Source organism: Aureispira sp. CCB-QB1 (assembly GCF_000724545.1).
Classification (GTDB): Bacteria; Bacteroidota; Bacteroidia; order Chitinophagales; family Saprospiraceae; genus Aureispira.
Genome location: NZ_JHBV01000094.1, coordinates 1 through 536 on the forward strand (window position 1 = coordinate 1; position 536 = coordinate 536).

Below are 536 nucleotides of genomic sequence, written 5' to 3' on the forward strand. Positions count from 1 at the left end.
GCAACGATTACCACCACTGCAATGCCTTCTGTTCCTGATCCCAAACCCACTAAAAACACTCCTCAGGTATTAGAAAATACGGTCAGCCCAACCAACACCTCCAATACGACCAACTCCAACAATGAGAATTTGGTCAACCCATCTAATCCAACTCTTAGTACGACTACCACCACAGTACCAACAACAACGCCAACGCCCACACCAACAGCAACGCCCAACAAACCTTGTGGCTATTGCACGGCTAAAAGCATCACAGGGCTTGCACTGCAAATCAGCATCGTTCTTTTTATGTTGGCACTTTCTTTTCACTTCGTTAAAAAAGTATAACCATGGCTTGTGAAGATCCAAATGCCCCCCTCTTTATGGCTTGCCATTTAGAAGGGGAAGGCACGGTGAGTGAAGACCGAAACAAAAATCAAAACAACAACGCTAACAGCGATTCCAATCAAGCGCCCAACAAAAAAACACAAAATGCCGCTGATATTATCAATGCCAGTGCCAATGGTTTGGACAGCATTACAGGCTTCTTAGGATCC

The 536-nt window shown here is 45.1% G+C and carries 1 protein-coding gene and 1 pseudogene; both read left to right on the forward strand.

Features of this window, described 5'->3' with window-relative positions:
• Positions 1-327: pseudogene (locus CG11_RS30570) on the forward strand (hypothetical protein); the annotation flags it as partial.
• A gap of 2 nt (positions 328-329) precedes the next feature.
• Positions 330-536 (forward strand): hypothetical protein (locus CG11_RS26350; protein WP_156039923.1); only part of this gene is annotated, 207 nt, incomplete at its 3' end.